This window comes from Simiduia aestuariiviva, assembly GCF_014192475.1.
Taxonomy (GTDB): Bacteria; Pseudomonadota; Gammaproteobacteria; order Pseudomonadales; family Cellvibrionaceae; genus Simiduia; species Simiduia aestuariiviva.
Map to the genome: position 1 here is coordinate 91,284 of NZ_JACHXZ010000003.1, position 19,586 is coordinate 110,869.

Annotated in this window: 18 protein-coding genes and 1 other RNA gene; 3 read left to right on the forward strand and 16 right to left on the reverse strand. The window is 53.2% G+C overall.

Features of this window, described 5'->3' with window-relative positions; genetic code table 11:
• Positions 1 to 2: 2 nt before the first annotated feature.
• From tolR to FHS30_RS10175, 9 genes are read right to left on the reverse strand one after another with little or no spacing between them, the layout of a single operon-like run.
• Positions 3 to 428, reverse strand: coding sequence for a protein TolR (tolR, locus tag FHS30_RS10135; protein ID WP_183910375.1), 426 nt, complete (start codon positions 426 to 428; stop codon positions 3 to 5).
• Between the two features lie 45 nt (positions 429 to 473).
• A complete protein-coding gene (gene tolQ / locus FHS30_RS10140; RefSeq protein ID WP_183910376.1) occupies positions 474 to 1,157 on the reverse strand; it encodes a protein TolQ in 684 nt (227 codons plus the stop codon).
• Between the two features lie 24 nt (positions 1,158 to 1,181).
• Positions 1,182 to 1,583: a tol-pal system-associated acyl-CoA thioesterase gene (gene ybgC / locus FHS30_RS10145; RefSeq protein WP_183910939.1), complete on the reverse strand. Its 402-nt coding sequence runs from the start codon at positions 1,581 to 1,583 to the stop codon at positions 1,182 to 1,184.
• 1 nt (position 1,584) lies between these two features.
• Positions 1,585 to 2,595 (reverse strand): Holliday junction branch migration DNA helicase RuvB, encoded by a 1,011-nt coding sequence (gene ruvB, locus FHS30_RS10150; RefSeq protein ID WP_183910377.1) that lies wholly within the window; start codon positions 2,593 to 2,595, stop codon positions 1,585 to 1,587.
• Positions 2,596 to 2,605: 10 nt separating this feature from the next.
• Entirely contained in the window at positions 2,606 to 3,223 is a 618-nt protein-coding gene (gene ruvA / locus FHS30_RS10155; RefSeq protein WP_183910378.1) for a Holliday junction branch migration protein RuvA, read from the reverse strand.
• Between the two features lie 60 nt (positions 3,224 to 3,283).
• Complete coding sequence (gene ruvC / locus FHS30_RS10160) at positions 3,284 to 3,802, reverse strand: crossover junction endodeoxyribonuclease RuvC (RefSeq protein ID WP_183910379.1); 519 nt, start codon at positions 3,800 to 3,802, stop codon at positions 3,284 to 3,286.
• A 60-nt stretch (positions 3,803 to 3,862) separates the two neighbouring features.
• On the reverse strand, positions 3,863 to 4,606 hold the full coding sequence (locus FHS30_RS10165; RefSeq protein ID WP_183910380.1) for a YebC/PmpR family DNA-binding transcriptional regulator: 744 nt from the start codon (positions 4,604 to 4,606) through the stop codon (positions 3,863 to 3,865).
• 46 nt (positions 4,607 to 4,652) lie between these two features.
• Positions 4,653 to 6,428 carry an aspartate--tRNA ligase gene (aspS, locus tag FHS30_RS10170; protein ID WP_183910381.1) on the reverse strand — a complete coding sequence of 592 codons (1,776 nt, stop codon included), beginning with the start codon at positions 6,426 to 6,428 and terminating at the stop codon, positions 4,653 to 4,655.
• A 55-nt stretch (positions 6,429 to 6,483) separates the two neighbouring features.
• The gene (locus tag FHS30_RS10175; protein WP_183910382.1) at positions 6,484 to 6,765 is read right to left on the reverse strand and encodes an FmdB family zinc ribbon protein; all 282 of its coding nucleotides are present in this window, start codon (positions 6,763 to 6,765) and stop codon (positions 6,484 to 6,486) included.
• Between the two features lie 175 nt (positions 6,766 to 6,940).
• Between FHS30_RS10175 and FHS30_RS10180 the strand changes: the two genes are divergently transcribed.
• Together FHS30_RS10180 and FHS30_RS10185 are read left to right on the forward strand one after the other, a co-directional pair.
• The gene (locus tag FHS30_RS10180; protein WP_183910383.1) at positions 6,941 to 8,029 is read left to right on the forward strand and encodes an HD domain-containing phosphohydrolase; all 1,089 of its coding nucleotides are present in this window, start codon (positions 6,941 to 6,943) and stop codon (positions 8,027 to 8,029) included.
• 291 nt (positions 8,030 to 8,320) lie between these two features.
• Complete coding sequence (locus FHS30_RS10185; RefSeq protein ID WP_183910384.1) at positions 8,321 to 8,725, forward strand: HU family DNA-binding protein; 405 nt, start codon at positions 8,321 to 8,323, stop codon at positions 8,723 to 8,725.
• Positions 8,726 to 8,797: 72 nt separating this feature from the next.
• On the opposite strand, the gene FHS30_RS10190 is transcribed toward FHS30_RS10185, so the two are convergent.
• From FHS30_RS10190 to FHS30_RS10220, 7 genes are all read right to left on the reverse strand, one after another.
• On the reverse strand, positions 8,798 to 10,633 hold the full coding sequence (locus tag FHS30_RS10190; protein ID WP_183910385.1) for a DUF885 domain-containing protein: 1,836 nt from the start codon (positions 10,631 to 10,633) through the stop codon (positions 8,798 to 8,800).
• Between the two features lie 155 nt (positions 10,634 to 10,788).
• Positions 10,789 to 12,390 (reverse strand): amidase, encoded by a 1,602-nt coding sequence (locus FHS30_RS10195; RefSeq protein WP_183910386.1) that lies wholly within the window; start codon positions 12,388 to 12,390, stop codon positions 10,789 to 10,791.
• A 149-nt stretch (positions 12,391 to 12,539) separates the two neighbouring features.
• Positions 12,540 to 13,040 (reverse strand): DUF6702 family protein, encoded by a 501-nt coding sequence (locus FHS30_RS10200; protein ID WP_183910387.1) that lies wholly within the window; start codon positions 13,038 to 13,040, stop codon positions 12,540 to 12,542.
• Positions 13,040 to 15,493, reverse strand: a complete 2,454-nt coding sequence (locus FHS30_RS10205) for a M1 family metallopeptidase (RefSeq protein WP_183910388.1) — start codon at positions 15,491 to 15,493, stop codon at positions 13,040 to 13,042. The genes FHS30_RS10200 and FHS30_RS10205 overlap by 1 nt, the downstream gene beginning before the upstream one ends.
• Before the next feature lie 141 nt (positions 15,494 to 15,634).
• An RNA gene (ffs, locus tag FHS30_RS10210) (signal recognition particle sRNA small type) lies at positions 15,635 to 15,731 on the reverse strand.
• A 137-nt stretch (positions 15,732 to 15,868) separates the two neighbouring features.
• Positions 15,869 to 17,071: a GGDEF domain-containing protein gene (locus tag FHS30_RS10215; protein ID WP_183910389.1), complete on the reverse strand. Its 1,203-nt coding sequence runs from the start codon at positions 17,069 to 17,071 to the stop codon at positions 15,869 to 15,871.
• A 256-nt stretch (positions 17,072 to 17,327) separates the two neighbouring features.
• Positions 17,328 to 17,780: an acyltransferase gene (locus FHS30_RS10220; RefSeq protein ID WP_183910390.1), complete on the reverse strand. Its 453-nt coding sequence runs from the start codon at positions 17,778 to 17,780 to the stop codon at positions 17,328 to 17,330.
• A 643-nt stretch (positions 17,781 to 18,423) separates the two neighbouring features.
• On the opposite strand from FHS30_RS10220, the gene FHS30_RS10225 reads away from it, so the two are divergent.
• Positions 18,424 to 19,329, forward strand: coding sequence for a zinc metalloprotease (locus FHS30_RS10225; RefSeq protein ID WP_183910391.1), 906 nt, complete (start codon positions 18,424 to 18,426; stop codon positions 19,327 to 19,329).
• Positions 19,330 to 19,586: the final 257 nt, after the last annotated feature.

Consider the following 19,586-nt stretch of genomic DNA (forward strand, 5'->3'; position numbering starts at 1 on the left):
GCCTACAGCACCGGAGGCTCGGTTACCAAGCCCACCGAGGGCGCACCGGCCGCCTGCAGATCGGACATTAACGACACCACCAATCCGTACTCTGCCCGGTGATCGCCCCACACCAACACCGGTGTCTGCGGCTTTTGACGCAATATTTTGGCGACGGTATCGGTGATTTCTTTCAGCGGTTTCGCGCTTTTTTGATTGGCACCCAAGTTGATGTAATAGGTGCCGTCTTTTTTAACAGAGACGATTAAAGGCTCTTCATCAGTTTGATCCATGGGCGCTGAAGGCGCTTTGGGCAAATCCACTTTGACACCCTGCATCAACAGTGGCGCGGTGACCATAAACACCACCAACAACACCAGCATCACGTCGATATAGGGAACGACGTTGATCTCCGCCATGGGTTTTTTCTTAACGCGTTTACCGCTCATGTGAAATTCCTGCCCTGCGCTGGCGACTGGTCGTGGTGTGCGGCACTACTTTGAATGCACTTGGCGGTGCAAAATAGCCGAAAACTCATCGGAAAACGTTTCATAGGCCGCGGTCAAAGATTCTGCCTTGGCACTGTAGCGGTTGTAGGCGAGTACGGCGGGAATGGCGGCAAACAAGCCCATGGCAGTGGCCACCAAGGCTTCAGAGATGCCGGGCGCCACCGTGGCCAGTGTCGCTTGGTGCACGTTGGCCAAGCCGCGAAAGGAATTCATGATGCCCCACACGGTACCGAATAGACCGATGTAGGGGCTGACCGATGCAACGCTGGCTAGAAACGGCAAATGGGTTTCAAGTTTTTCCTCTTCGCGCGCCAAGGCTACGCGCATGGCGCGCTGCACGCCTTCCATGACCGCATCGGGATCGGCGCCCGACTGTTGGCGCAAACGGGAAAACTCTTTAAAGCCGGCGCGGAAAATATTTTCCAGACCCTCGGTCTGGCCGCCCTTGCCACTACCCTGGCGATACAACTGACTCAGATCAACGCCAGACCAAAAGTGCCGTTCAAACTCTTTCAGTGCCAATGACGCGCGATGTTGGTATATGCCGCGCTGAACGATCATTGCCCACGACACAATGGACGCCAAAAACAGCAACGCCATGACCAATTGCACCAACAGGCTGGCCTCGGCAATCAGGCTCCAAATCGACAGGGGTTCGGGTGTGTTCATGCAGACGGGTCTCGAATCAGTTTATTAAGTTTTAGCTGCCAGTGCCGCGTGCACGTCCTCCGGCAGAGGCATCGGGCGCATGTCGTGTTGACGCACACAGGCCACTTTGATTTCAGCTTCGCACAAAAGTTCGTCGCCACGGTAAACACACTGCCGAAACACGACATAACTGCGCGCTAATCTACTCACCTGCGCAGTGACCTGCAAGCCGTCGTCTAAACGCGCAGCTCGAAGGTAGCGGGTGTTAGCCGAATGCACCACTAGCAGGCGGTCACCGGCCAAAAATGCCGGCTTATCATACCCGAGCGTGCGCATAAATTCAGTGCGTGCACGCTCCATAAATTTTAAATAGTTCACGTAGTAAACGATGCCGCCGGCATCGGTGTCTTCGATGTAGACGCGCAGGGGCAACGCAAAGGGGGCCAACTCAGTCACGGCGAGGCTCCTGCAGGCCAAACACTTCGTATGCCAACTGAGTGACCACGCGCCCGCGCGGCGTGCGCATCAGGTACCCCTGTTGGATAAGGTAGGGTTCCAAAACATCTACAATGGTGTCGCGCTCTTCACTGATGGCGGCGGCCAAACTCTCCACGCCCACCGGCCCACCGGCAAACTTTTCGATCATGGCCAGTAGCAGTCGGCGATCCATTTGATCGAAGCCCTGCTCGTCAACCGCCAACATGTTCAAGGCGGCATCGGCCACGCTGGCCGTGACGCGGCCATCACTTTTAACCTCGGCAAAATCGCGCACCCGTCGCAACAACCGGTTGGCGATGCGCGGTGTACCGCGCGAGCGCCGCGCCACTTCAAAGGCGCCCGACTCATCCATGGTGATACCCATCAATTTGGCTGAACGGTTGACGATATGAGTTAGATCTTTGACGTCATAAAACTCCAAGCGCTGCACTATGCCGAAGCGATCGCGCAGCGGTGAGGTCAATAAACCCGCGCGGGTAGTCGCTCCCACCAGCGTGAAGGGCGGGAGATCCAACTTGATGGAGCGCGCAGCCGGGCCCTCGCCAATCATGATATCCAACTGAAAATCTTCCATGGCCGGGTACAAGATTTCCTCAACGGCCGGGCTCAAGCGGTGAATCTCATCGATAAATAAGACATCGCCCGGCTCTAGGTTGGTCATCAGCGCAGCCAGATCACCGGCTTTATCCAGCACGGGCCCCGACGTACTTTTTAACGCGACCCCCATTTCATTGGCAACGATGTTGGCGAGGGTTGTTTTGCCCAAACCAGGCGGGCCGAAAACCAAGGTGTGATCCAGCGCCTCTTTGCGTCCGAGGGCTGCGGCAATAAATATTTCCATTTGCTCGCGCACTTTGGCCTGCCCCACATAATCTGCCAACTGTTTGGGGCGCACCGTGCGGTCGAGTAAATCTTCGCGCTCGACAGTTTCGGCGCTGATAAGACGGTCTTTTTCAATCATAGGTCGGTCACTACACCGGAATCATGGCTTTAAGTGCCAGGCGAATTAACTCCTGACTGTTGGCATCGGGCGATTGTTTGTGCGCGCTGCCAATGGCTTTGGTGGCGTCTGCCGGCTTGTAACCCAGGGCGATTAAAGCCGCTTCGGCGTCATCGCGAGCGTCTGCAACTACAGGAGCGCCACTGGCCTGTTCCAGGGCCGCCAACGCGCCGGACTCTGCGCCAAAGCCCGCCAGTTTATCGCGCAGCTCAATCACCAAACGCTCGGCGGTTTTTTTACCCACACCGGGTACTTTCACCAATGCGGCCACATTGTCTTGCGCTACACAGCGCGCGATGGTTGCCGCCTCCATGCCCGACAAAATACCCAGTGCCATCTTCGGCCCCACACCACTGACTTTAATCAACGTGCGAAACAATTCGCGATCGGATTTGTCGGCAAAGCCAAACAGCTGGTGGGCCGTTTCCGAAATCGCCAAATGGGTGTGCAACGTACAGCTCGCGCCGAGTTCAGGCAGTTTATAGAAGGTGGTCATGGGCGCCTGAATTTCGTAGCCCACGCCTTGGGTGTCCACCACCACAAACGGTGGCTGCTTTTCAACTATTCGGCCTGTTATGCGTCCGATCATGAGTGTCTCTTTTATAGCGTTAGGTTAACCGGGTAGATTTTATCGGCAGCGGCGTCGCCGCTATTTGACGATGCGCCCGCGCCGGTAGCGACCGGCATCTGTGCTCGCCATCATACCCCGTGAATGGCTGTGGCACAGCGCCACGGCCAGTGCATCGGCGGCATCTTCCTGCGGCGTACCGGGCAGTGCCAACAAGGCCTTGACCATGTGTTGCACCTGCTCTTTTGTGGCCCCGCCATTGCCGACCACCGCCTGCTTTACTTTGCGCGCCTCGTATTCAGCCACCGGCAAATCCGCGTGCACCGCCGCCACGATGGCTGCCCCACGCGCCTGCCCCAATTTCAGCGCGCTACCGGCGCTCTTTGCCATAAAAACATGCTCGATGGCGAATTCATCGGGCTGGTATTCGCCAATGATTTGGGTAATGCCGTCAAAGATAATTTTTAACCGCGCAGGCAACTCGCCGGTAGGCAGGCGAATAACGCCGCTGGTAACGTAGCGCGGCTGCCGGCCTTGGGTATCGATTATGCCAAAGCCCGTTTTCAGTGAACCCGGGTCGATACCCAGAATAATGGACATAGGAGCGTCTTGATGATGTCGAAGGCCGAGAGTGTCCCACGGCCACCAACAGGGGGCAAGTCAGTCGAGCGCAGCCATGATATCTGGTGCGATATCGGCATTGGTATACACGTTTTGCACGTCGTCGAGGTCTTCTAGCATGTCGATCAAGCCCATGACCTTTTGCGCAGTTTCCACATCGCCAATGGCCACTTGGGTGGACGGTAACATGGTCACTTCGGCGTTGTCTGGGGTAAAGCCGGCAGCCACTAAGGCCTCTTTGACGTTTAGAAAATCTTCAAACGCCGTTTGGATTTCGATACTGCCATCGTCTTGGCTCACCACATCCTCGGCGCCCGCCTCAATGGCCACCTCCATCAGTGCATCTTCATCGCCCGACTCAAACAATATGACGCCGGTGCGCGAAAACAAGTAGGCCACTGAGCCGTCGGTACCCAAATTGCCACCGCGCTTACTAAACGCATGGCGCACATCGGCGACGGTGCGATTGCGGTTGTCGGTCATGCACTCAATGAGCACCGCCACGCCAGCTACCGCGTAACCTTCGTAGGTGCACTCTTCGTAGTTGTCGGCATCGCCTATGCCCGCCCCTTTAGCAATGGCCTTTTCGATGGTATCGCGCTTCATATTGGCGCCCAGCGCCTTATCGACGGCTGCGCGCAAGCGGGGGTTGTCGTCGGGGTTGGGGCCACCTTTGGCCGCCACGGTAAGTTCACGAATGATCTTGGTAAAAATCTTGCCGCGCTTGGCGTCCTGTGCCGCCTTGCGATGCCGGATATTTGCCCACTTACTGTGGCCTGCCATGGTGGTATGTCCCCTTAAGCGTCAATCAACAGGTCGAGAGTGAGGCCTATTTGGCCTCTTCTTTCTTCTCTTTTTCACGCAACTTAATGTGCAGCTCGCGCAATTGTTTGGTGTCTACGGCGCCCGGGGCGTCGGTCATCACACAGGCCGCCGATTGGGTTTTCGGGAAGGCAATGACATCGCGAATCGACGCGGAATCGGTCATTAGCATAATCAAGCGATCCAAGCCAAAGGCCAAACCGCCGTGCGGTGGGGCACCGTATTTAAGCGCGTCCAACAAGAAGCCAAACTTTTCGCGCTGCTCTTCGGCACTGATGCCCAGAATCTTAAACACCGCCTGTTGCATGGATTGATCGTGAATACGCACAGATCCACCCCCCAGCTCGGTGCCGTTTAGCACCATATCGTAGGCGCGCGACAACGCGGTGGTCGGGTTGGCCACCAGCTCTTCGGGCGAGCACGAGGGCGCAGTGAAGGGATGGTGCAATGCCGTCACGCCATCGTCGGTCTCTTCGAACATGGGGAAGTCGACCACCCACAGTGGCGCCCACTTACAGGTGTAGAGATCGAGGTCCGCACCAATCTTGCAGCGCAATGCGCCCAATGCTTCCGTAACAACTTTAATAGTGTCGGCACCGAAGAACACGATGTCGCCATTTTTGGCATCCACGCGTTCCATCACCTTCATGGTGACGTCATCGCCCAAGAACTTAATGATGGGCGACTGCAGGCCTTCAACGCCCTTCTCAATTTCGTTAACTTTAATCCACGCCAAGCCCTTCGCGCCGTAAATGCCCACAAACTTGGTGTAATCATCGATTTGCTTGCGCGAAATTTCCGCACCGCCCTGCACCTTCAATGCCGTAACCCGGCACTTGGGATCATTGGCGGGGCCGGCAAACACTTTAAATTCGATGTCTTTGAGCAGGTCTTTGATTTCTACCAATTCCAGAGGAATGCGCAGGTCCGGCTTGTCTGAGCCGTACTTATCCATGGCCTCTTGCCAGCTCATGTGCGGGAAATCGCCCAAATCCACATCCATCAAGGATTTGAACAAGTCTTTGATCATGCCCTCGGTGATGCCCATGATGCCGGCCTCGTCCATGAACGAGGTTTCGATATCGATTTGGGTAAATTCAGGCTGGCGATCGGCGCGCAAGTCTTCATCGCGGAAACACTTGGCCACTTGATAGTAGCGATCGAATCCCGACACCATTAACAGCTGCTTAAACAACTGAGGCGACTGAGGCAGCGCGAAAAACTTGCCGTCGTGCGTGCGCGATGGCACCAAATAATCGCGCGCGCCCTCGGGGGTGGCACGGGTCAGGATAGGAGTTTCAATATCCAAGAAACCCGCGCCGTCCAAATAGTTGCGAATGGCGGTGGTCACTTTCGAGCGGAATCGCAGGTTGTGCTGCATCTCGGTGCGACGCAAATCCACATAGCGATACTTTAAACGCACGTCCTCGCCCACGCTGACGTGAGAATCTAACTGGAAGGGTGGCGTTTCGGCGGTATTCAGAATTTCCAATCCCGTGCCGTACACTTCCACTTCACCGGTAGACATCTTGGGATTGACCGTCGCCTCACTGCGCGCACGCACGCGCCCTGTGACCTTCAGCACATATTCACTGCGCACCTTGTCGGCGAGTGCGAAATTGGCCGAATCGGGATCAAACACCACCTGCACGATGCCATCGCGATCGCGCAGGTCTAAGAAAATCACACCGCCATGGTCGCGCCGACGGTCTACCCAGCCACACAGGGTGACCTCTTGATCTATAAATGATGCGTTAAGGGCGCCACAGTATTCGGTGCGCATAATCAGAAATCCCGTTATCTAAATAAATGATTGTTCTATTAATGAATCCAGCGGCTCAGGCTGCTCCCGCAGTTGAGCCTTTGGCGGACGCGCTCTTTGCTGAGTCCGACGCTTTGGCGGGGGCGCTTGAGTCACCCGCCAAGTTTTTCTTTTTACCGCCCTTAAAGTCGGTCTCGTACCAACCGCCACCTTTTAAACGAAAACCGGCCGCCGACACCTGTTTGGTCAGACTAGCCTGCTTACATTCAGGGCAATCGGTCAGAGGCGCATCGCTGATTTTTTGCAGCGCCTCAAGTTCATGTCCACAGGACCCACAGCGATACTCATAGATGGGCATAACAGCTCCTGACAGTCAAACTGGCAAAATTTGGGTATTTAGGGCTTTTCAGCGCCCAGCGGATGCCCACATTTGGGGCCTGAGCGTGAAAAACGGGCGATTATAGCCTGTGCGTGGCGGCGGATAAACCACGTTTCTGGTCTAAGCTTCATGCAATTGTCACGGGACCGAGACTATGCCCCCTCTGGACTTCGCCAACCCCGATCAGGAAATGGTGTCCGATTTCTTTGCCGACTTCGAAGAAGCCTACCAAGCGGCCGAGCGCCTGCTGCTCAAGCTGGAGCGCAGCCCACAGGATACAGCACTACTGGCGGACCTGTTTCGGCGCGTACACACCATCAAAGGCAATCTTATTTACATCGGGCTGGCCGACATCTGCCCGCTGCTGCAAAGCGTAGAAGATGTGCTGGAACCGCTGCGCCAGGGGAAAATTGCCTACGACGACCTGTTGAGCGATGTGATTCTGCTGGCCATGGACAACACGCACAAGCTGGTGGACAGCCGGCTACATGGCCAGCCAGCCCCCATGGCGGACGACCAGATACCACCCATCTGCGCCGCCATCAGCAAGCTGGCAGACTGTACTGCCGAGCAAAGGCCCAAACTGATCCACCACTGCATCGCGGCGCTTAACTCAGAAATAGAAACACCTTTGGAGGCCGGCCACGAGTTTTCAGATTTCGGGATCGACCCCAATCAAGACCTCAATTTTTTCTCCCAGTTACTGCCCGCTATCGACCAGCGCTCACCCTATTGGCAGGGTCGCACGCGGCGCATTGCACAGCTAGCGCTCAATATGAACCGCGCGGCCAACAACCCCATAGACCCCAGTCAATTGCTGGCGGCGGTCTATATGCACGACTTTGGCATGGCCTTCCTACCCTTGAGCCTGCTCCATAAACCGGGCACCTATACCGAAGGCGAGCGAGAACAGGTTCGCGCCCATCTCCACATCGCCGTCGATTTGCTGCGCACTATGGGCACCTGGGATGACGCTGCCGAGATGGTGGCGCAACACCACGAAACCATGAACGGTACGGGCTACCCCGACAGACTCAATGAGAGCCAAATATGCGACGGCGCAAAAATTATCGCCATAGTGGATGCCTTCGACGCCTGCGTGAACAGTCGCGCCCATGTGAATCTGCCCCAGCGCCCGCTCATCCGCGCCATTTTAGAAATCAATCGCTACGCCGGCAGTCAATTCAGCCAATACTGGGTAGATGTCTTTAATACGGTGGCGCGGCCCAACAACCGCACTTAATGCCACTAGGCGCGACTGTTACCTGTGTGAACATTGGTAGCCATTAGTGGCGGCTCATCCGCCAAAGTCAGAAAAAACGCCTTTTTTTAAGCTTTTCTGCAATCTGTTATTGCCGCATCCCTAAGAATGCTTTATATATAGTGTCCAAGCGCACCGAGGAGCGTTTAAGCCTATAAAACAAGGCCTTTTTCACCCTCGATAATCAGGGACGGCTACCTAAGCCAGCCCAGGCTGCTTACCCTTTAAATTTAATGAAGTTAAAACAAAAACCAATTTCAAAAGGATTCACGCATGGCCGCCAAAAAAGCCCCTGCCAAAAAAGCTCCAGCAAAAGCGAAAGCCGCACCTAAAGCCAAAGCGGCCAAAAAGCCCGCTGCTCTGAAAGCCGTCAGCGAGCGTTTTACCAAAACCCAAATTGTCACCCACATTGCAGAAACCACTGAACTGAGCAAAAAAGAAGTCAGCGCTGTGTTAGAAGAGCTGGGCAACGTCATTGAAGCCCACATCAAGAAAAGAGCCTGCGGTGAATTCGTACTGCCCGGCATGCTAAAAATCAACACCGTGAAGAAGCCTGCCAAAAAGGCACGCAAGGGCATCAACCCCTTCACCGGTGAAGAGACCATGTTCAAGGCCAAGCCTGCAAGCACCTCGGTTAAGATTCGCCCGCTAAAGAAACTGAAGGAAATGGCCGTTTAAGCCATACTCATTCAGCCAAAAAAAAGCACTCTTCGAGTGCTTTTTTTTTGGCCTAAAATTTGTGCATATCACTCAATCGGCCAATACCTTGGCAATGTAGGCATCCACCTGCTCGGCCAACAACGAGAGTGGCAATGAGCCGTTAGTCAGTACCGCATCATGGAAGGCCCGATAATCAAACTTATCGCCCAATGCATCCTTGGCTTTTTGGCGCAGCTCAAGAATCGTCAACATACCTACTTTGTAAGATACCGCCTGGCCGGGCCAAACAATATAGCGACGCACTTCATTTTCAATGTCGCCCCGTGTCATGGGGGTATTGGCGAGCATGTACTGCTGCGCCTGCTGTTCAGTCCAACGCTTGGCGTGAACACCGGTGTCTACCACCAGTCGAGCGGCGCGAAAGACTTCGTAACTTAAACGGCCGAAATCTTGGTAGGGATCGGTAAAGGCGCCCATGTCTTTACCCATCTTTTCCGCATAGAGCGCCCAGCCTTCGCCGTAAGCTGAGTACCAAGTGAGTTTTTGAAACATAGGAACATCGCGCAACTCCTGCGCAATACTGCCTTGGAAGTGGTGACCCGGCGCACCTTCGTGATAGGCGAGCGTCTCCATTTGGTATACCGGTAACTCGCGCATGTCGCTCAAGTTGACGTAATAGGCACCGGGGCGACTGCCATCGAGAGATCCCGGCTCATAGAACGCACCGGTAGCCGTTTCAATGCGATAGGGCTCTACCGCACGCACTTCGAGCGCCGCCTTCGGCAGGGTCCCGAAATATTCAGGGGCGAGCGCCATCATCTGATCAATGAACGCGGTCGCCTCGCGCAGATAACGCTGCCGCCCCGCCTCATCATTGGTGTAATAAAATTCATCGCTTTCGCGCAAATGGGTAAAAAACGCCTGCAAGTTTCCCTCGAATTTAACGCGCGCCATAATCGCACGCATCTCTTCGTGGATGCGTTCAACCTCATCTAACCCCAGCTGGTGAATCTGATCGGCAGTGAGGTCATCGCGGGTCGTGTAGTTTGCCAGCTGCGCTTGGTAGTAGGCCTCGCCGCGTGGTAATTTCCAGACGCCATCATCCGGACCCGCTTGCGCAGCTTGCGCGGTCATCACACCAATCAAGCGATCGTAAGCAGGCTTTACGCTGTTCAATAGCGCCTGTTTGGCGCGCGCTTTCAAATCTGCTTTAACCGAAGCCTCGACATTCAAGTCATCAACTTTTGCTGCAAAATCCGCCCACAGGGGTGAATCGCCCTCGCCAGCACCAAAGGGCGCACCTGAGATCAAACCCTGGCTCGTCTCAATAATTACCGGGTAGGCAAACGCCGGTGGCAGAACACCGGCGGCGGCGCGTTGCTCCGCGCTATCAATGTGGATGTTTAATACATCGCCGTAGGACTGCAAGCGACGAAGGTAAGCCTCAGCGTGCGCCACCGTTTCGACTTTATGATAGCCAATCAGTAGCGTGCTCATATCGGTATGAGGACCAAAAAACTGCGTGAAAACGTAATGCTGATCGTCGAATGCCGCTTGCTGAAGACTGTTTTCCGCCACAAATTCTGCAAATTTGTAGGACACGCGGGCCCGCTCGGGCAGCGTTGCATTGGCAAACCGCGTGCGCAGCTCCGCCAATGTATTTCGTGTTCGCTCAATATCTGCAACGCGCGCGTCATCACTTACATCATTCCAGCGCCCATAGGCATCGAGATCGTCGAGCAGCCCAAGGTAGGTTTTAAACTCCGGCGCGCGGGCCAAGCCGGCGTCAAATTGCGCCTGAAAAAAAGCATCCAATGCTTGTGCATCGACCTCTTCGGGAGCCAACGCCCTATCTTGTTGCGTCGAGCAGGCGGCCAACAGACCGAGCGCCAACATTAAGCCGGCAAATTGGATGCGCTTAAACATGAAATAACTCCGCAAAACTGGGAAGAGAAAAGGCGGGTATTGTAATGAATTGATCGGCCTTCAGGCGCCAGTGATACGCTTAAACGAATCACTGGCGCGCCGAAAGGCCACTATAACTTGACAGCAATGTGTGGCATTGCTGATCGGACCGCTGATTAGCGCACGGATTTACCATCGTCCTGCAAGGCGTTTTCAACGGCTTGGGCAATGTCTATCAACGCCTTCTCGTCAAGTGCACGTCCGGTGATGGACAGGCCTACTGGCATATGATGCACCTTACCCATTGGCAGGGTGATATGGGGGTAACCAGCAATGGCGGGATAGCTAGAAAATGACCCCGTGAAATGATCGCCGTTGAGTTGATCAATTGACCAGGCCGGACCCAGCGTCACACTGATGATGGCGTCCAAAGCATGTTCACTCATCAATTTGTCGATACCGTTGTCACGGGTAGCACGGCGTATGTTGGCCAGAGCTTCCACATAACCAACATCAGACAGGTCACCTTTGGCCTGTGATTTGTGAAATATTTCCTGCTGAAAGTACGGCATTTCGCGCTCGGCATTGTCGCGATTGAATTGAATCACTTTGGCCAAGGTTAACTGATTTAAATCCGAAGGCAGCGTTGAGAAATATGCATTGAGATCCGCCTTTAGCTCATAGAGCAACACATCGTAGGCATCGCCATAAAAACCGTCGTAAGGCGTCAACTTCAAATCATCAATGACAACAGCTCCGGCTTGCGCTATGCGCGCTTTGGCAGCGTTAAACACCGCCAGTACAGCTTCATGGTCGGCTGCGCCCGACAGCACCACGCCAATTCGCTTACCGGTCAATTGAACCGAAGTATCCGGTTTAAAATTCTGCTGGAAATCGTACGCCAACGCAGTTGTCGCCGGATCGGCGACATCTTCACCTTGAATCACAGACAAAATAATCGCGGCATCCAGCACCGACTTTGCCATTGGCCCCGCGGTATCCTGGGTGTGGGAAATGGGCACAATGTGGCGCCGAGAAACCAAACCCACAGTGGGTTTTATGCCCACAATGCCGTTGGCCGACGAAGGGCACACAATTGAGCCGTTGGTTTCGGTACCGATAGCCGCCACCGCCAAGTTTGCCGCCACTGCCACACCTGATCCCGCACTTGACCCGCAGGGCGAGCGATTTAGATCGTGTGGATTGCGCGCCTGGCCGCCAATCGCACTCCAACCAGAGGACGATCGCTCCGATCGAATATTGGCCCATTCACTTAGATTGGCCTTTCCCAAAATAATGGCGCCAGCTGCGCGCAGCTTCGCCACCACAGGTGCGTCGCGGCGGGTTTCATTGTCTATGAGTGCCAGCGAGCCGGCGGTGGTTGCCATATCCGCGGTTTCAATATTGTCTTTTATGACAATGGGGATTCCGTGCAGCGGCCCGCGCAGACGCCCTTCGCTGCGCTCTTGGTCGAGCACACTGGCAATACTCAAGGCTTCGGGATTAACCTGAATGATGGCATTAAGCTCGGCATTTTTCTTTGCTATGTTTGCGAGGAAGAACTGCGTGATCTGTACGGAACTGAGGTCACCGGCATCCATCTTTGCCTGCAACTCAGGAATCGTTACTGAATCGAGATACTTACCCAACGCAGTATTTACCTGAAGCTCAGCATCATCGGTCGCAGAGGGCTGGCAGCCCAGCATTAAACCCATCAAAGAAACAGCGACTACTGCCGGTGTAAAAAAGCGAAATAATCTGTGAAGCTGAACGTTCATAGCAACCCCTTATTGTTATTGGTGCACAAAAAACGTTAATGGACTGACAAGCAATCCAGCAGGTTGGATCAATCCAGCAGGTTGGATCAATCCAGCAGGCTGGATCAACCCAGCATCAAAGCCTTAGCGGCCTCAAATATTCAGATAAGTCAGGGCTGCGATTCAACCCTCAACACTTGCCAGTCGTGCTCGCGGGTAAATTGCAGCGACCGCACCTTACCCAGACCTTCGAGATTTATTTGATTAATCTGCTCTGGCCAGTGATCTTGCAATGCATCAAAGCGAAACCACAGCTCCGTAAGCTGAGCGGGAATCGGCAGCTCTTGATAGACCCAAATAAACTTGCCGTCCACCTCTTGTCCGACGAAATTCAACGATGTGGGTTTGGGCTCACCCAATCCCATGGCAAAGTGCGCACTGACGTAGCGTGCAAATTGTTGCTGCGCGCCCGCATCATCTAATAAATGGATCTGTCGACCGACAATTTTACTCAAGGCATGTTCCGCATCATGCACGTAGAAGCGATGCATTATTTCCACATTGCCCGAGCGCGCATTGAACAGCACTTGGGTAATCGCAGTTTTCATCTGGTGCGCCAGCACTTGGCTAGCGCACACAGAGAGACACAGTGCCAATAAAATGGAACGCATCACTTTTTATGGAACCCCGGCTTCGGCTTTTCTTCTTTCGCTTTAATATCGTGCATGATGTCGCGATAAACCGGATCGGTGCGCTCTTCGGCCTTATAGGCTTCAATGCGCGAGGGAATGATGCGACGTGGATAGTGATTATTTTCCATATCCACATCGGCAGTCTCCCAACGCGGATCGACCACCAAGCTCACCAAGTTTTTATCGGTAACGATCAATTTTGAAACGGCTTTCGGCGAACGACGCCACACTTCCGCGGGCACATAGCGATCTTCAACACTGCCATCTTCATAGGTCAGCTGCAGCAAGATAGGCATAACCAAGCCCCCGATATTGCTAAAATCAATAACGTAGTAATGCTTATCTTCTTTGATCGCACGCTCTAGAACGTCGCGCTCCCAAGGCTCTAGGTCCTCTAACAGTTGACGGTAGGCATTACGCTCTTTATTGGTGACCGTAAAACGATCGTGTTCATCATAAAAATCGCGCACATCTTTGTTTTTTTCCAGCCAAGTTTTTTCTCCCGCCACTTTATTGCGATACACAAACAGGGAGGTAGGCTTATCGGCTTCTTCTTGGCGGCGACGCTCGAAATCAATATCGGGATTTTTAGTATCTAAGCGCAATTTAAACACGCGATCTACCGAAATATCTACGTGATCTGTTGAGTAGAACCAACCACGCCAGAACCAATCCAAATCCACTCCAGAGGCCTCTTCCATGGTGCGGAAGAAATCTGCAGGTGTTGGGCGCTTGTACTGCCAACGTTGAGCGTACACTTTAAATGCAAAGTCAAATAACTCGCGCCCCAAAATCACCTCGCGCAAAATATTGAGCGCGGCCGCAGGTTTTGTATACGCATTTGGCCCCAAGCGCAGCACCGAATCCGATTGGGTCATAATGGGCACTTGTATATCGGACTTCATATAGTCAACGATATCGCGTGGCTCAACGCCCCAAGGCATTTCGGGATCCCATTCGCGCCCAGCAACACCATCCAAAAAGCTGTTTAAGCCCTCATCCATCCACGTCCACTGGCGCTCATCGGAATTCACCAACATTGGGAAATAAATGTGACCCACTTCGTGAATAACCACCCCGATCAAAAAGCGCTTTTCCGCCTGCGTCCAAGTACGCGTGCCATCTTCATGCAGAGTAGTGCGCGGGCCATTGAAGGTGATCATGGGGTATTCCATGCCGCCAACGGGGCCATTCACGCTTTGCGCAACGGGATAGGGGTAGTCGAAGGAGAAGCGTGAATAGACATCCAGCGTATGTACCACAGCCTCGGTGGAGTATTTTTTCCACAGGTCTCCGCCCTCTTTCGGATAGAAAGACATGGCCATCACGCTTGGCATCACGTCGCCACCCTGCTGATAGCCTTTGGCATCCCACATGAATTTGCGCGACGAAGCCCACGCAAAATCGCGTACATTATCAGCTTTAAACTGCCACGTTTTGGTGTCGCGTGTGCCCGCCTTTTCGTTCTCCAGAGCCTCTGCTTGCGTGACAATAAATACCGGGCGCTTGGCTGTTTTTGCTTTTTCCAAGCGCTCGCGCTGGGTTTTCGTCAGCACCTTGTCGGCATTTTGCAAACTGCCCGTGGCGGACACGATATGATCGGCTGGAACCGTCAAGTTGACAGTATAATTGCCAAATTCCAGGGTAAATTCACCGCGACCGAGAAATTCTTTGTTGGTCCATGCTTCGTAGTCCGTGTAGGCGTGTAATCGCGGGAACCACTGGGCCAGCAAAAATATGTCATTGCCTCCCTTGCGCGCGTCATCGGGAAAATGCTCGTAGCCGGCCCGTGCCGAAACGGCATCCTCTTCCACTATGTTAAATTCGAAATCTAAACTGAAATCAACAGCCTGGCCCGGCTTCAATGGCTCGACCAAATCCAAGCGTAAATTCGTTCCTACTACCGTGGCCTTCAAGGTGCGTTGCTTCGCATCTTTAATATTTTTTAGGGTGTAGCCCACTTCATTGTCCGCCAGCCACTGGCGACGACGCAGCTCCGCCAAACTGACACCCGCAGGCGCATCGCCGCTGGCAGACCGAGTGCTCGGACCACGGTTGCCAATGCCACCGAAGGTCAAGGTGGTTTCCGCCATAGAATCTAAGCGAAAGCGGTTTTGATCCAACTGCAACCACAAATACTTAAGCGTATGGGGAGAGTTATTCTGGTAATGGATGGATTGGCTGGCGGTGATACGGCGCTTATCTTCGTCTAAGCGGGCGTCAATGTGGTAATCCACCTGCTGCTGCCAATAGGCCTCGCCCGGCTCTCCGGCGGCACTGCGATACACATTAGGTGTGGGCAGCACTTCGTCCAACTGGCGAAACTTATCTTCAAAATCACCTTTGGTCTGCGCGATGGCAGCAGTGGCAATGCTAGACGTAAAAACGCACATGGCCGCGCCAAGCAGGCCGGCAGTAAAAAATAAACGCATGGATGTCCCCAGAGAGTTCAAACTTCTTGATCGAAAGTAGAACGAGTGGGGCAGGAAGAACCTGAACACTAATACCAATTAATGAGCGAAATCAGGGCGATTGGAGGTATTACTGAATAGCTAGCGCGATTGGGTGGCAACCCCAGTCAGCCACATCCCGGCACATGAAGATTCTGCTACCGTTGCTCCCTTCCGGGCCTGGCGGAGTTCACAGGGCTTCATTGCGGGAGGACCAAAAGGGGCCGCCATAAAGAGCGGCGCATTATGGGGAAGTTGTAGCGCGATTGCAACATGGCATCGATGGCGATCCCGGTCTGGTCGTTCAAAAAACAACCAACCTTTGAAGGTGACTTGCTCATAAAACCTCTTCGGAGGCTAGTCCGCCAGCACTACTCGGTGACGACCCTCCGCTTTGGCTTGGTACAGCGCTGCATCGGCACGCCGAAACCACGCCTCCACCCCGCTGCCCACAAATTCAGCTACACCAAAGGAGCAAGTAATACCCTTAGCCTGCACCGCAATCACTTCCGGCAGCCTAGTACGCAAATGCTCCGCTAATAACGACGCCTGCTGACCTGACGTTTGAGGACAAATGATAGCAAACTCCTCCCCTCCCCAGCGTACGACCGCATCCTCATTGCGCGAGCGACTGCGCAGGTAAGCGGCCAATTCAACTAACACTCGGTCTCCCTCTTCATGGCCATAGCTATCATTAATCTGCTTAAAATGGTCGATATCGAGTAAAATTAACGCGGCTTTAGGTCCCTCAGTTGGCGCTATACAGACCAACCGCTCTAATAGCTCGCGGGCACCAGCTCGATTTATACAGCCGGTGAGAGGGTCCGTCTTAGACAAATTTTCGAATTTATCACGCTCGACACTTAATAGCTTATTGAGCTTGTAAAGCTCTGCAGAACGCTCCCGCGATTCAAGATATTTTGCGCGATACCGAAAAGCACTGGTCAAACCGCGAATTAATACTATCGCCAGCCCACCTAACAAAAGATAAAAGTACAATTGCCCCGCATAAATCCACTTGCCCTTCAGTTCAATATTACCAAGCGCCAATCGAGTATTTTTTTCAGTTCGATTATCGCCGGTTGTAATTTGAAGCCCGATAACATTGCGTAAATTGGTGCCACTATCTGACTGATCTTGTGCAAAATACAGCAACCACCAAGACGGTATAAAAAAATCACTAAGCTCAAGGTGATAATGCGCCATGCCGGGCATGGGATTTATAGGTTGCATATGAATACGAGTGCGCGACTCACCCATTCGAAATTCTTCTCCATGCAAATAAATCAGCACGGTGTCTCGCACATCGCTATCAAATGTTAAATCAAAGGAAAGTGACGTGAAATACGATAAATTTAACCCCAATCCAGTTTCAGGGTCCCGCAATGGCACCAGAAATCCACAATAGGCAAATACTGCTGAAGTGTGTGTTTTACACTTAAGTTCGGCAAACCCCTCCTCGATCAAAAGAGCGCCTTCCGACTTACCCCCTTCGTGAATGTCATTTGTAAGGTAAATCCCAGTATTCGCGCTGGGCTCAATTTCAACCACATAATTCATACCGAAATGCTGCCACAATACCAGCACCGTAGCCGCACAGGCATAGATAAAGGACAGTCGATTGGCGCTGAAATGAACCATAATCAGGTGTTAGTCGCTAATAACCAATGGCACATCCAACCAAGCCCTGTTAACTACAGGTGTTTGGATAGATTACCCTTCGATACATACAGCTTAAACTATAGCCGAAGCTCGCCACATTACCCCTCTAGACTGGCAACAGGGGCATTTGAATACCAAGATTAACGGGAAAGTCTTAAATCCAGGCCCACTGCAGCACCCGCGCCAAGGCTAAGCAACTCAAGATTGTGGCCGCATGGCAACTCGCCCGCACCCAAAAACCAAAGCGCGAGAAGCTGAGCTTTGCGGTATGGGCCAATAATACCCCGACGCCCAACCAGAAAAACCAAGCCGTAAAAAGAAAGTGGGTATAGCCCCTGACCAAAAAAGTGACGAAGTCATGCAGCGCGCCGCAGGCGATGAATGTGGTCAACAATGCTATAGCTGGTGGGCAAAAGCGTTTTACCGGAGTGAAAATATAACGGCCTAAATAAAAACCAAAAATGGGATTCCAATACTGCCAAAAACCCGCCGGCGAACGCGCGCCAAAGGCCTTTACCAACGAGGCCTGCAAACTGCCTTTCGCGCCAATAGGCAGCCCTGTGCGCAGCTTGACAAAAGCCCTCAGTGAATTTCGGCTATCATGCATACCCTTGCCCATAATTTCTAACGTTCCCCATAGGTGGTCTCCCTTACGCGTTTAGTCGGCGAGCACTCACAGCATTTGCCTTTCAATGACGACTTTCATAAACACCAACTGACATTCGCTTTTCATGCATGTACATGCGGGCTCAACATCTATCAATTACGGTCTGGTTCAGAACGCCTTAAGCGCAGTGGATAATTGAGATAAGCCCTCGCCTTCAGCCACCATGAGAATACACAACTAAACCCGGCCCGCCCATCCTCATCAGCGAAGCAATCGCATATTCTGCTCTACGCATCTCAATAGACCGCAGAAAAGCCGGTAAATCTTATAAAGTCCCGCAAATTGTGGTTGCTCGGCGGTAGAGTCTGTGGAACCAAATCTGCTAATTGGATAAGCAGCTCTACCCCATGTGTAGCCCCCTTGCAATTAATTGCCGCAAGTTGTTTGAATCTCCAATCCACACCAACTACGCTCAGTTACGTGACATGAGACGCAGGCGTAAAAGCGCCGAATCATGGCGCAAATTAAAAGCCCCCTGCTGTGGTCAGAGGTATCTCAGTCGATGCGGTAATGAGAGGTAATCAATTGCAGATTGATCCCGTAGGCGTGTTGAACATTCAATCGCTCTCTCTGGAGAATAATAATGAAATATGCATCACTAGGCGCGTCAATCGCGCTTGCCCTCGGCATGGCAACACTGCCCATGACCGCCGACGCTCAAAATGAAAACGCCTTCGAGCACGCCAACCCCAATGCAAAATTTTTACGGTGCGGCACTAAAACACCCAGCAGCGCTGAAACGGAGTTAATGCAAAAACATCTGATAAATCAACGAGGCAAACCTGGCGGTGGCGGTGGCTACACGCCAAGGCCGAACGGCTCAGTGGTGGTGAACGTGTACATGCACGTGATTACCGACAGCAACAACAATGGCGCCTTGTCGTCGGGCACAATAAATTCCCAAATTTCAGTGCTCAATAATGCCTACAAAAATACGCCATTTACCTTTAACCTCGTTAAAACCACCGTTACTGCCAACGACGCTTGGTACACCGCAGGCTATGGCAGCCAGGCCGAACGCGATATGAAATCAACGTTGCGCGAGGGTGGCGCAGGCGACCTCAATTTCTATGTCAACAATATTGGCGACGGATTATTAGGCTGGGCAACCTTCCCAACGGACTACAGCTCTAACCCCGTCAATGACGGCGTCGTGGTACTCAATGCCAGCCTCCCCGGCGGCAGCGCTGATCCGTATAACGAAGGTGACACTGGCACGCACGAAGTCGGCCACTGGCTGGGCCTTTACCATACTTTCCAGGGCGGCTGCGGTGGCAGCGGCGACTACGTCAGCGATACCCCCGCTGAAAAGAGCCCTGCTTATGGATGTCCTATCGGTCGCGATTCGTGCACTAAAGGCAAGAACGCCGCAGGGTTAGACCCAGTGGAAAACTTTATGGATTACTCAGACGACTCCTGCATGTACCAATTCACCTCAGGACAATCACTGCGTGCTGATGAATTGAGTTATGTTTATCGAAATCTGTAGATTGCCGTCTCTCGGCTAAATCAAAGGCGCTTCGGCGCCTTTTTTAATGCGCACTCTGCCCCTGTAGCTAGATTGGCAAGGTGAATTGCAGGGCTGGGTATGAAAGATCAGACACTTTGCTCGCGGGATTTACGACCGCCATGGATGGCGGAAGTGCATAAAAAGCGCATAAAATGCAGGAGCAAATTTATTCACTTCCTCCCTGGCACTCCCTACCGGCGTCCTGCCTCTCGGGATGTACGACCGCCATGGATGGC

Coding starts and splice junctions, on each gene's coding strand:
- tolR (WP_183910375.1), bottom strand. CDS start 428: ATGAGCGGTAAACGCGTTAAGAAAAAACCCATGGCGGAGATCAACGTC.
- tolQ (WP_183910376.1), bottom strand. CDS start 1,157: ATGAACACACCCGAACCCCTGTCGATTTGGAGCCTGATTGCCGAGGCC.
- ruvB (WP_183910377.1), bottom strand. CDS start 2,595: ATGATTGAAAAAGACCGTCTTATCAGCGCCGAAACTGTCGAGCGCGAA.
- ruvA (WP_183910378.1), bottom strand. CDS start 3,223: ATGATCGGACGCATAACAGGCCGAATAGTTGAAAAGCAGCCACCGTTT.
- ruvC (WP_183910379.1), bottom strand. CDS start 3,802: ATGTCCATTATTCTGGGTATCGACCCGGGTTCACTGAAAACGGGCTTT.
- FHS30_RS10165 (WP_183910380.1), bottom strand. CDS start 4,606: ATGGCAGGCCACAGTAAGTGGGCAAATATCCGGCATCGCAAGGCGGCA.
- aspS (WP_183910381.1), bottom strand. CDS start 6,428: ATGCGCACCGAATACTGTGGCGCCCTTAACGCATCATTTATAGATCAA.
- FHS30_RS10175 (WP_183910382.1), bottom strand. CDS start 6,765: ATGCCCATCTATGAGTATCGCTGTGGGTCCTGTGGACATGAACTTGAG.
- FHS30_RS10180 (WP_183910383.1), top strand. CDS start 6,941: ATGCCCCCTCTGGACTTCGCCAACCCCGATCAGGAAATGGTGTCCGAT.
- FHS30_RS10185 (WP_183910384.1), top strand. CDS start 8,321: ATGGCCGCCAAAAAAGCCCCTGCCAAAAAAGCTCCAGCAAAAGCGAAA.
- FHS30_RS10190 (WP_183910385.1), bottom strand. CDS start 10,633: ATGTTTAAGCGCATCCAATTTGCCGGCTTAATGTTGGCGCTCGGTCTG.
- FHS30_RS10195 (WP_183910386.1), bottom strand. CDS start 12,390: ATGAACGTTCAGCTTCACAGATTATTTCGCTTTTTTACACCGGCAGTA.
- FHS30_RS10200 (WP_183910387.1), bottom strand. CDS start 13,040: ATGCGTTCCATTTTATTGGCACTGTGTCTCTCTGTGTGCGCTAGCCAA.
- FHS30_RS10205 (WP_183910388.1), bottom strand. CDS start 15,493: ATGCGTTTATTTTTTACTGCCGGCCTGCTTGGCGCGGCCATGTGCGTT.
- FHS30_RS10215 (WP_183910389.1), bottom strand. CDS start 17,071: ATGAATTATGTGGTTGAAATTGAGCCCAGCGCGAATACTGGGATTTAC.
- FHS30_RS10220 (WP_183910390.1), bottom strand. CDS start 17,780: ATGCATGATAGCCGAAATTCACTGAGGGCTTTTGTCAAGCTGCGCACA.
- FHS30_RS10225 (WP_183910391.1), top strand. CDS start 18,424: ATGAAATATGCATCACTAGGCGCGTCAATCGCGCTTGCCCTCGGCATG.